This window comes from Rhodococcus kronopolitis (assembly GCF_042654025.1).
GTDB classification, from domain to species: Bacteria; Actinomycetota; Actinomycetes; order Mycobacteriales; family Mycobacteriaceae; genus Rhodococcus_G; species Rhodococcus_G kronopolitis.
In genome coordinates this window covers 235,328-247,307 of record NZ_JBHSFO010000015.1, presented here as the reverse complement: position 1 = coordinate 247,307, position 11,980 = coordinate 235,328, and the positions used below count along the sequence as shown (strand labels likewise).

Here is an 11,980-nt window from a genome sequence, read left to right as displayed (position 1 = left end):
GAGAAAAAGGTATGAACCAGCAATTCGATGACTACATCGACGAAGACGGTCAGATCAGGATGATGCCTGGCAGTACCCTCGTCGACCACGTCGAACGGCACACCCGGGACAACGCGGACGAGCTGGCATACCGATACATCGACTATTCGCGTGAGCGCGACGGCGAGGTCTTCGAGCTCACCTGGGATCAGTTCGGTCACCGCCTCCGCGCGGTCGCGGCCCGTCTGCAGCAGGTCACCGAGCCCGGTCAGCGGGTGGCCATCCTGGCGCCGCAGGGTCTCGACTACGTCGTCTCCTTCTTTGCGGCCATGCACGCGGGCACCATCGCGGTGCCGCTGTTCGATCCGGACGAGCCCGGTCACGGCGACCGCCTCTACGCCGTCCTCGGCGACTGCAAGCCGTCCGCGATCCTCACCGCGACCCAGTCGGCCGCAGGCGTGCGCCAGCTGTTCCGCCACCTCCCCGCGGCGGAGCGACCGCGGATCATCGCGATCGACGCGATCCCGGACACCGTCGGCGAGAGCTGGGTCTACCCGGACATCGACCTCGACGACATCGCCTACCTGCAGTACACCTCGGGCTCCACCCGGGTGCCCGCGGGCGTGGAGATCACCCACCGCGCGGTCGGCACCAACGCGCTGCAGATGGTCGACGCCATCGAGCTGACCACCGACTCCCGCGGCGTCACCTGGCTGCCGCTGTTCCACGACATGGGCCTGCTCACCGTGATCCTGCCTGCGCTGGGCGGCAAGTACATCACCATCATGAGCCCGCGTGCCTTCGTGGCGCGTCCCTACCGCTGGATCAAGGAGCTCGCGGCCATCACCGACGGTGCGGGCACGTTCGCCGCGGCACCGAACTTCGCGTTCGAGCACGCGGCCGCCCGCGGCCTGCCCAAGGACGGCGAGAGCCTCGACCTGAGCAACGTCATCGGCCTGATCAACGGCAGCGAGCCGGTCACCACCTCGTCGATGCGCAAGTTCAACGACGCGTTCGGCCCGTACGGGCTGCCCAAGACCGCCATCAAGCCGTCCTACGGCATGGCCGAGGCGACGCTGTTCGTCTCCTCCACCAAGCACAGCGACGAGGCCAAGATCATCTACGTCGATCGCGACGAGCTGAACCGCGGTCGCATGGTCAAGGTCGACTCCGACGCCCCGGGCGCCATCGCCCAGGTGTCCTGCGGCTACGTCGCGCGCAGCCAGTGGGCCGCGATCGTCGACACCGAGACCGGCGGAGAGCTGCCCGACCTTCACGTCGGCGAGATCTGGCTGCACGGCAAGAACATGGGCAAGGGTTACTGGGGTCGTCCCGAGGAGACCGAGCAGACCTTCCACAACCGGCTCGCCTCCACCCTCGACGAGGGCAGCCACGCCGACGGCGCGCCCGACGACGCGAAGTGGATGCGCACCGGTGACTACGGCGTCTACGTCGACGGCGAGCTGTACATCACCGGGCGGGTCAAGGACCTGGTGATCGTCGACGGCCGCAACCACTACCCGCAGGATCTCGAGGCGACGGCCCAGGAGGCCAGCGCCGCGCTGCGCCCCGGCTTCGTCGCGGCCTTCGCTGTTCCCGCGAACCAGCTCCCCAAGGAGGTGTTCGAGGCCGGCGTGACCGGACTCACCTTCGACGAGGACGATGCCTCCGAGCAGCTGGTTGTCGTCGCCGAGCGTGCTCCGGGCGCAGGCAAGGCCGAGCAGGGCCCGATCGCGGACGCAGTCCGGGCCGCGATCTCGACCCGTCACGGCGTGACGGCCCGCGACATCCTGCTGGTGCCGGCGGGGTCGATCCCGCGGACCTCCAGCGGCAAGATCGCGCGCCGGGCGTGCAAGGCCGCATACACCGAGGGGACACTGCGCGGCGGGCACACTCAGACCGCCTTCCCCGACAGTGTCTGACTTCCATCTTCCTTCTGACGGGTAGCGTGACCAGTGATGGCTGATACAGAGATGACAGTCGCGCAGCTGCGCGAATGGCTGCGGAACTGGGTGGCCGAGGCCACCGGGCAACCGGTCGCCCAGATCTCCGACGATCGACCGATGGAGGAGTTCGGGCTCTCGTCCCGCGACGCCGTCGCGTTGTCGGGCGAGATCGAGGAGCTTGTCGGCATCACGCTGAACGCCACGGTCGTCTACCAGCACCCCACGATCGCCGCGCTTGCGACCCTGATCATCGAGGGTGAGCCGGAGGTGCCGGACGTCGCCGAGGACGCCGCGTACTACGCGGTCACGGACACCTCGCAGTCGCACGACATCGCGATCGTCGGCCTGTCCAGCCGGTTCCCCGGCACCGGCCACACCCCCGACGAGATGTGGCAGCTGCTCATCGAGGGCCGCGACGCGGTCACCGAGCTGCCCGAGGGCCGCTGGTCGGAGTTCACCGCGGACCCGACGGTCGCGGCCGCCATCGAGAAGGCCAACACCAAGGGCGGCTACCTCGACGACGTGAAGGGCTTCGACGCGGAGTTCTTCGCGATGTCGCCGCTGGAGGTCAAGAACGTCGACCCGCAGCAGCGCCTCGCCATGGAGCTGACCTGGGAGGCACTCGAGCACGCCCGCATCCCGGCCAACGAGCTCAAGGGCGAGCAGGTCGGCGTGTTCATCGGCAGCTCCGCCAACGACTACCAGCTGCTCGCCGTCAGCGACCCGGTGCACGCGCACCCGTACGCACTGACCGGCACATCGACCGCGATCGTCGCGAACCGTGTCTCCTACTACTTCGACTTCCGCGGCCCCTCCATCGCGATGGACACCGCGTGCTCGTCGTCGCTGGTCGCGGTGCACCAGGCCGTGCGATCGCTGCGCTCCGGCGAGTCGGACCTCGCGCTTGCGGGCGGGGTCAACATGCTCGTCGCACCGCCCGCCACCCTCGGCTTCGACGAGACCGGCATCCTCACCGACGACGGCAAGATCAAGGCCTTCTCCTCCGACGCGAGCGGCATCGTGCGCGCCGAGGGCGGCGGCCTGGTGGTGCTCAAGCGGCTCGAGGACGCCGAGCGCGACGGCGACACCCTGCTCGCGGTGATCGCAGGCAGCGCGGTCAACCAGGACGGCCGCTCCAACGGCATGCTCGCCCCGAACCCCGACGCCCAGGCCGCCGTGCTGCGGCAGGCCTACCGGGACGCGGGCATCGCCCCGTCCGGCGTCGACTACATCGAGGCGCACGGCACCGGCACCATCCTCGGCGACCCGATCGAGGCGGACGCCCTCGGTCGCGTCGTCGGTCGCGGTCGTGACGCCGACAAGCCGGCGCTGCTCGGCAGCGCGAAGACGAACTTCGGTCACCTCGAGGCCGCCGCGGGCGCCGCGGGCCTGATCAAGGTCGTGCTGGCGATGCAGGCGGACAAGCTTCCGCCGTCGCTGAACTACGCGGGACCGAACCCGTACATCGATTTCGACAAGGCGCACCTGCAGGTGATCCCCGAGGCCACCGACTGGCCGCGGTACACCGGCCGCGCGGTCGCCGGCGTCTCCGGCTTCGGCTTCGGCGGCACCAACGCGCACGTGGTCGTCCGCGAGTACGAGGCGGCTGCGCCGCACGTGAGTCCTTCCGGCCCCGATGCGGACCACACGGACGCACCGGAGACGGAGTCGCTCGACGTGGTGGCCGAGGCCGCAGGCGTGCTCGCCGACGCCGCCGAGTCCATGGGCATCGAGCCCGAGCTCGCCACCGAGTCGGCCGAGGCCGACACCGAGCCGACGCCGGTGCTCCTCGCCGTCTCCGCCGCGCTGCCCTCGCGCCGCCGTCGGGCCGCCGCGGACCTGGCCGACTGGCTCGAGACCGAGGAAGGCAGCACCACCGAGCTCGCCGACCTGGGCCGCGCGCTGGCCCGCCGCAACCACGGTCGCTCGCGCGCCGTGGTGCTGGCCGGTACCCGCGCCGAGGCCATCACCGGCCTGCGCGCCGTCGCCGCGGGCAAGCCCGGCCAGGGCGTGTTCTCCGCGGATGCGCCTGCCACCAACGGACCGGTCTGGGTGTTCTCCGGCTTCGGCTCGCAGCACCGCAAGATGGCCAAGCAGCTCTACCTGAACAACGCGGTGTTCCGGAAGACGGTCGACCAGGTCGACGAGCTGATCGAGTACGAGGCCGGCTACAAGATGGCCGAGAAGTTCCTCGACGACTCGGTCGACTACGACGTCGAGACCTCGCAGGTCGGCATCTTCACCATCCAGATCGGCCTGGCCGCGGTGCTCCGCCACCACGGCGCCGACGCCGATGCCGCGGTCGGGCACTCGATGGGTGAGGCCGCCGCGGCGTACGTCACCGGCGGGCTCGCGCTCGAGGACGCGGTCCGGGTCATCACCGCGCGCTCGCGGCTGATGGGCGAGGCCGAGGCGACGCTCTCCGGCGACGACATCCGGCTGATGGCGCTCGTCGAGTACAGCGCCGCCGAGATCGAGGCCGTCCTCGGCGACTTCCCGCACCTCGAGGTCTGCGTGTACGCGGCCCCGACGCACACCGTCATCGGCGGACCGCAGCCCGAGGTGGAGGCCATCGTGGCCCGCGCCGAGGCGGAGCAGAAGCTCGGCCGGATCCTGCAGACCAAGGGCGCCAGCCACACCTCGCAGGTCGACCCGATCCTCGGCGAGCTGGCCGCGGAGCTGGCCGGCATCGAGCCGCGCAAGCTGACGGCCGGGCTGTACTCCTCGGTGGACAAGGAGACCTTCTACCGCGCCGGTCACGACCCGATCCACCAGGTCGAGTACTGGACCAAGGGCATGCGCCACAGCGTGTACTTCACCAACGCGGTGCGGATGGCGGTCGACGCCGGGCACACCACCTTCGTGGAGCTGGCGCCGAACCCGGCCACGCTGATGTCGGTGGCGGCGACCGCGTTCGACGCGGGCCTGCACGACGCGCAGCTGATCCCGACCCTCAAGCGCAAGGAGGACGAGGAGCTCGGCGTCCTCACCGCGCTGGCGCAGCTCTACGTGCACGGCCACAAGGTGGACCTGCCGTCGCTGTTCGAGGCCGGCGCCTTCGCGAACCCGCCGCGGACCGCGTTCCTGCGCAAGGAGCACTGGCTCGACATCCGGATCGGGTCGTCCGGCAGCGGTCGCCCGCCCGGCGCGCACGTGGCGCTGCCCGACGGCAGGCACGTCTGGGAGGTGTCGGCGGACGCCGTCACCGACCTGAACGAGCTGGTGACCGCCGCCGCGGCGCAGGTGCTCTCCGACGTCACGCTGACCGCCGCGATCGCGCACGGCGAGCTGCCGGCGTCCGGCACCCTGACCACCACCCTGGTCCCGCACCCGGGCGGGGCGTCGCTGCAGGTGCACGCCAAGAGCGGGTCGAGTTTCACCGCCCTGCTCGACGCCGTCGTCACCGCAGGCGAGCCGCTGCCCGAGCTCGTGGTCGCCGCGCCGACCGAGCGGTCCAGCTCGCCGATGGAGGAGCTGCCCGCAATCGAGGAGTCGTTCGGCGACCGCTGGGACCCGGAGGGGTCGCAGCCACTCGAGGACCGGCTGGCACTGATCGTCGCCGAGTCCATGGGTTACGCACCCGAGGACCTGCCCGCCGAGATCCCGCTGATCGAGCTGGGCCTGGACTCGCTGATGGCGGTCCGGATCAAGAACCGCGTCGAGTACGAGTTCGACATCCCGCAGCTGCAGCTGCAGGCGGTGCGCGACGCCAGCCTGCGCGAGGTGGAGAAGTACCTGCGCTACGCGATCGAGAACCGTGAGGAGGTCGCTGCGCTCGCCGAGCAGCAGCGCCTCGACAAGGAGGCAGAGGCGGCGGCGGAGCTCGACGCCGCGTCCACCGCACTCGACTCCGCGCTGGCGGACGAGACCACCAGCCCGGTCGCCGAGGCCGAGGAGATCGTCGCCCAGGCCGCCCCGACCGTCGGCGACGCGTCCGACGAAGAGGTCAACGTCCCGCCGCGCGACGCCGCCGAGCGCCTGACGTTCGCCACCTGGGCGGTGGTGACCGGCAAGTCCGCCAAGGGCATCTTCAACATCCTCCCGGTGCTCGACGACGACACCGCGGAGAAGCTGGCCGCGCGTCTGACCGAGCGGGCAGGCGGCGAGGTGAGCTTCGACGACGTCCTCGACTCCGAGACCGTCGAGCAGCTCGCCGAGAAGGTGCGCGAGCACCTCGAGGACGGCGTCAAGATCGAGGGGCTGGTGCGCACGCTGCGCGAGCGTCCCGAGGGTTCGGACGCCGTGCCGGTCTTCGTGTTCCACCCGGCGGGCGGGTCCACCGTCGCCTACGAGCCGCTGCTCCGGCGACTGCCCGCGGGCACCCCGATGTACGGCTTCGAGCGCACCGAGGGGTCGATCGAGGTGCGGGCGGCGGAGTACCTGCCGCTGATCAAGGAGATCCAGGGCGACGGACCGTACGTGCTGTACGGCTGGTCGCTCGGCGGTGTCCTGTCCTACGCCGTCGGCAAGATGCTGCGCGAGGAGGGCAAGGACGTCCGGATCGTCGGCCTGATCGACACGGTCATGGCCGGTGAGGACGTCGAGGACACCCCCGAGGAGATCAAGAAGCGCTGGCAGCGGTACGCCGCGTTCGCGAAGAAGACCTACAACGTCGACGCCCCGCTGCCGTACGACAAGCTGGCCGCGGCCGAGTCCGACGAGGAGCAGATCCAGCTCCTGATGGACCTGCTGAAGGCGAGCGGCGCGAAGATCCCGGGCGGGATCATCAAGCACCAGCGCACCTCGTGGCTGGACAACAGGGCGCTGCAGACGGCGAATCCCGACAGCTACGACGGTGACGTGGTGCTGTACCTGGCCGACAAGTACCACGACGACGCGATCGCGCTCGAGCCCGCCTTCGGGACGCGTGCAGCCGACGGCGGCTGGGGGAAGGTCGCGAAGAACCTCGAGATCATCCACGTCGGCGGCGACCACATCCAGATCGTCGACGAACCGTACATCGCCAAGGTGGGGGCGGACCTGACCAAGAAGCTGGCCGCCATCGAGGCCGAGAACCGGAGCAACTGAGTGACCACCACGACGGCCGAGAAGCTGGCCGACCTGCGCGAGAAGCTCGAGGCGTCGAAGACCCCGGGCAACCCGAAGGCCATCGCGAGGCGCGCGGAGAAGGGCCTGCCCACTCCGCGCGAGCGCATCGACATGCTGCTCGATCCGGGGACCTTCATCGAGATCGGGCAGCTTGCACGGCAGCCCGGGGACCCGTCCAACCCGTACGGCGACGGCGTCGTCACCGGCCACGGCCGGGTCGACGGTCGCCCCGTCGCGGTGTTCGCGCACGACCAGACGGTCTTCGGTGGCGCGGCCGGTGAGATCTTCGGCCGCAAGGTCGCGGCGATCAACGACTTCGCCATCAAGATCGGCTGCCCCGTCGTGGGCATCAACGAGTCCGCGGGGGCCCGCATCCAGGACGCCGTGACCTCGCTCGCGTGGTACGCCGAGATGGGACGCCGCCAGGAGCCGCTGTCGGGCATGTGCCCGCAGATCTCGATCATCCTCGGCAAGTGCGCCGGCGGTGCGGTGTACGCGCCGATCAACACCGACATCGTGATCGCGACCGAAGACTCGTACATGTTCGTGACCGGTCCGGACGTCATCAAGTCCGTCACCGGCGAGGACGTCAGCCTCGACGAGCTCGGCGGCGCCCGGAACCAGGCCGAGTACGGCAACATCCATCACGTCGCGGCCGACGAGAAGGCGGCCTTCGAGTACGCGCGCCAGTACCTGAGCTACATGCCGTCCAGCTGCACCGAGAAGCCCCCGATCGTCAACCCGGGTCTCGAGCCGGAGATCACTGCGGACGACCTGTCCCTCGACACGTTCATGCCGGACGCCGACAACGCCGGCTACGACATGCACGACGTCCTGCTGAAGATCTTCGACGACGGCGAGTTCCTCGAGGTTCGCGGCGAATCCGCGCGCAACATCATCACCGGGTTCGCGCGGGTCGACGGCCGCTCGGTCGGCGTGGTCGCGAACCAGCCCATGCACTTCTCGGGCGCGCTCGACGCCGCGGCCTCGGACAAGGGCGCGCACTTCGTGCGGGTCTGCAACGCGTACGACATCCCGCTGGTGTTCGTCGTCGACACCCCCGGCTTCCTGGTCGGCGTGGAGCAGGAGAAGGTCGGCGTAATCAAGCGCGGCGGCCGGTTCCTGTTCGCGTACGTCGAGGCGACCGTGCCGAAGGTCACCGTCGTGGTGCGGAAGGCGTACGGCGGCGCCTACGCGGTGATGGGCTCCAAGCAGCTCGGCGCCGACGTCAACCTGGCCTGGCCCACGGCCCGCATCGCGGTCATGGGCGCGGAGGGTGCGGTCAACCTCATCGGTCGTCGCCAGATCGAGGCGGCCGGGGAGAACGCCCCCGCCGTGCGTCGGGAACTGATCAACTTCTACAACGAGCACGTCGCGACGCCGTACATCGCGGCCGAGCGTGGCTACGTGGACGCGGTGATCGACCCGTCGACCACCCGCCTCGAGATCCGCAAGGCGCTCACGCTCCTGCGGGACAAGACGGTCTTCAAGAACCCGCGCAAGCATCACCTGCTGCCGTTCTGACCTGACATCCCTCTCACCCCGGGCCGAATTCGGCTCGGGGTGAGGTCGTTTCAGGGGTCGGCGCCGGGAAGGCGCCCGGTGGCCGGACCGGGAAGGCCCCCAACGACGGAATGCACCACCCGAGTTTCCTCGGGTGGTGCATTCGGTGGATCCGGCCGGGTCTAGTAGACCCGCATCGTCCCGGGACTCCAGAAGCCGGACCGCTTCACGTCGGTGGTGTCCACCGTCGCGGGGACCGCATCGGGGTAGAAGCGGGTGTACCGCTCGAGTGCGCCCCAGTCCCGGCCCCAGTCGTGGTTGAGGTAGGTCGGCACGGTGGACGGTTCGGCCAGCATCTCGGTCCAGCCGAGCGGTCCGCCGTTCTCCTGGGACTGCCAGGTGTCGGTGGAGCTCACCGCGAGCGGGCGGTCCGGCAGGATCCGGTACTCGGGCATCTCGGCGACGCCGTACAGGTGGTCGAACGGACGCTGGCACGGGAACTGCAGCCCGACCGCCCAGTCCAGCAGCACCGGCGTGGTGGACCCGACGTACTCGTCGAGCGTCTGCAGCTGCGGCACCCGCGGCGGGGTGAACGCGAGCCACTGGTCGCCGGTGAGGTTCGGGTCGTTCGCGACGACCCGGACCGTGTTGGTCTCGGCGGGCAGCTCGTCGAGCGGGATCCGCAGGTTCCGCCAGGACGGCGCGGGCCCGATGTCCTTGGGCAGGTAGGTGCCCAGCGCGGTCACCGCGCCGTTGGCGTCACGGCGACCGTACTCGAGCAGCAACGACTGACCGTAGGTGCTCTCGCCCTCGTCCGACTCGGACCAGATCCGGCCCGCCGCGGAGACGACCACCAGCGGTGCCGCGTCCGAGCGTTCCGGCAGCTGGTACCAGCTGGAGGTGGCCTTCGCCGGCTCCTGGACCCCGGACTGGTAGCTGCCGAGGACCGGCGTGGTCGCCGGGTCCAGGCCGAACGGGAGCTTGGCGGTGCTGCCGTTGACGCCCTGGGCGCCGGTGCCGCCGGAGGTGCCTGCGTTCGAGCCGGTGGCGAAGTTCGCGCCGACGGACTGCGAGTCGGTGTTCGACTGGCCGGGCTTGACCTCGGTGTAGTCCGCGGTCAGGTCGGTGGGCACGCCGTTGGGGGTGAACCCGGTCGGGTCGGCGCCGCCGAGGGGACCGAACGGCTCGACGGGGAGCGGCGTCTCGGAGATCGGCTGCAGGCGCCCGGCGTTCGGGTCGGCCTCGGTGAGCACGTCGGTGGCCAGCCCGCAGCTCGAGCCGGAGACGGCGTCGATGTTGGACCGGGCCAGCGAGTACGCCGGGTACTGCGCGACCGCGCCCTTGGCCAGGGAGAGGATCTCGAAGATCACCATGGCGGCGGCGACGACGGTCAGCGGCATCGCGGCGAACTGCGTGATCCGACGGCGCTTCTTGCCGCTGGCCTGGACCTCGGTGCCGATGAAGTCCTCACGGAAGTACTGCCAGCCGACCAGCAGCAGCGCCAGCACGAACAGCGCCAGCAGTGCCGTGTTCAGCTCGTAGCCGGCGAGCGAGACGGTCTTGTCGAACCACGGGATGCCGTAGCTGGAGACGTACCACCAGCCGTTGATACCGGAGAACGAGAAGGCAAGCACCAGAAGCAGTCCCGCGGCGAACATGGTGCGGTTGCGGCGCGAGCGCAGCGCGGTGGCGGAGACCGCGACCGCGGTCAGCGCGGCCAGCGAACCGGCGATGCCTGCGTACACCCCGAAGTGGTGGGTCCACTTGGTGGGGCTGAACATCATGAAGAAGATGGTGCCGAACACGACGCCCAGCAGCCGCCACGACGGACCGACGGCCGCGCCGGGCACCTTCTTGCGCCGAAGCAGCACGAACAGCGTGGTGAACAGGCACAGCATCATCACCAGGAAGGCGAAGCGGCGCGAGACCGAGCCGTCGACGGTCTGCACGAACAGGTAGTAGTACCGGAGGAACTCCTCGTACCAGTTCATGTTCGGGCCGATCAGGGTGCGGACCCGGGTGGCCTCGCGGACCCCGGCGAAGGTCTGGTCGGCGAACACCGCGACCAGCACCACCGTGCCCGACGCCATCAGCGGCGCGAGCAGCGGCCAGAGGCCGACCTCGCGGTGCCGGCGGACCAGGATCCGCAGCATGGGGCGGGCGCCTGCGAGCAGCGCGGCCACGCACATCAGGCCGGTCGGGGCGGCGCCGAGGGAGAAGGCGGCGATCACGATCGCGACGGCGGCAGGCAGCAGGCGTCCGGTGGCGATGGCCCGTTCGACCGAGCACCAGGTCAGCAGGGCGCCCAGGGCGACGATCGGCTCCGGTCGCAGGCCGTTGTTGTAGGGCATCCAGAACGCGAGGAACACCAGACCGCCGGTCCAGACGGCGGCCTGGCTGTGCCGCACCGCGCGACCGAGGCGGGGGATCACCTCGCGGCTGATCACCATCCAGCACAGGATGCCGGCGAGCAGCGCGGGCAGTCGCATCCACGGGCTGGCCGTGGAGATCTTCGCCATCGCCGCGAGCACGTCGTAGTACCAGCCGAACGGCGCCTCGGGGACACCGAACCAGCGGAAGTAGTTGGCCATGTAGCCGGAGTGCTCGGAGACCCGGGCCATGGTCAGCAGGTAGCCGTCGTCGGCGGTGTTCGCGCCGATGAAGTGCCAGAGCACCAGCACCGCGGTGACGGTCGCGTCGATGGGCCGGAAGCGCAGCCAGTGGGCGGGCAGGAACCGTCGGTGCACCCGGCCGTCGGTGCCGTCGAGGCGGCCCAGCGCGACCAGCGAGGAGATGGTCAGCAGCACGGCCAGCACCATCGAGGCCAGCTTGACGAAGGTCGGCGACGAGGAGAACCGCGAGTCGACGTTCGCCGTGAAGGTCAGGTCGGACGGGGCGGCGCCGGTGAGGTTGGTGAACACCCCGACCATCTGCGGCCGCAGGTCGCCGGTGAGGGTGCCGGTGACGGGGTCGCCGTCGACGGTGAGGCCCTCGAAGGTGGCGGTGGTCTGCTCGACGTCGGAGACGATGGTCAGCGCCGAGCACCCGCCGGACTCCACGGCGGCGCGGGGCGCGGTGGCGACCACGACGTTGCGGTCGAGGACGTCCACGGTGGACTCGGTGACCCGGACGAACATCGCGTTGAGCGCGGCGTCGGTGCCCTGCGGGGGCGCGGTCGCCAGAAGCAGTCCGCCCGACGGCGGCAGGTCGCGGACCAGGCGACAGGGGACGCTGGCCTGCAGGTCGATCGGCACCTGCGACATCAGCGGCGCGTCGACGTTGCCGATCTCTCCGGCCTGCGGCCAGTTGACGGCGGCGGCGGTCTGGTTGACCGGCAGGAACGGCGTCGCCACCGCGAACAGGAACCCGAGCAGGCCGGTGACGATCGCGATCAGCCGCGCGGTCCGGTACTTCGCACGCATGTCCACGGGGGTGGGTGCTGTGGGAATGGGCGGGGGAGCTGTCACGGCTTCGGGCACGATTGTCGATGGTATGCGAGTGAC

The 11,980-nt window shown here is 70.2% G+C and carries 4 protein-coding genes; 3 read left to right on the top strand and 1 reads right to left on the bottom strand.

Annotated elements, in window-relative coordinates; translation table 11 throughout:
• Positions 1–11 precede the first annotated feature (11 nt).
• The 3 genes from fadD32 to ACFO6S_RS20615 are packed head-to-tail and all read left to right on the top strand — an operon-like array spanning position 12 to position 8,498.
• A complete protein-coding gene (fadD32, locus tag ACFO6S_RS20625; protein WP_378419837.1) occupies positions 12–1,901 on the top strand; it encodes a long-chain-fatty-acid--AMP ligase FadD32 in 1,890 nt (629 codons plus the stop codon).
• Between the two features lie 51 nt (positions 1,902–1,952).
• Positions 1,953–6,953 carry a polyketide synthase Pks13 gene (gene pks13 / locus ACFO6S_RS20620; protein WP_378419961.1) on the top strand — a complete coding sequence of 1,667 codons (5,001 nt, stop codon included), beginning with the start codon at positions 1,953–1,955 and terminating at the stop codon, positions 6,951–6,953.
• Complete coding sequence (locus ACFO6S_RS20615) at positions 6,954–8,498, top strand: acyl-CoA carboxylase subunit beta (protein WP_378419836.1); 1,545 nt, start codon at positions 6,954–6,956, stop codon at positions 8,496–8,498. It begins immediately after the preceding gene.
• A 161-nt stretch (positions 8,499–8,659) separates the two neighbouring features.
• Here the strand turns inward: ACFO6S_RS20615 and ACFO6S_RS20610 are convergent, their stop codons facing one another.
• Entirely contained in the window at positions 8,660–11,956 is a 3,297-nt protein-coding gene (locus ACFO6S_RS20610) for an arabinosyltransferase domain-containing protein (RefSeq protein WP_378419835.1), read from the bottom strand.
• Positions 11,957–11,980: the final 24 nt, after the last annotated feature.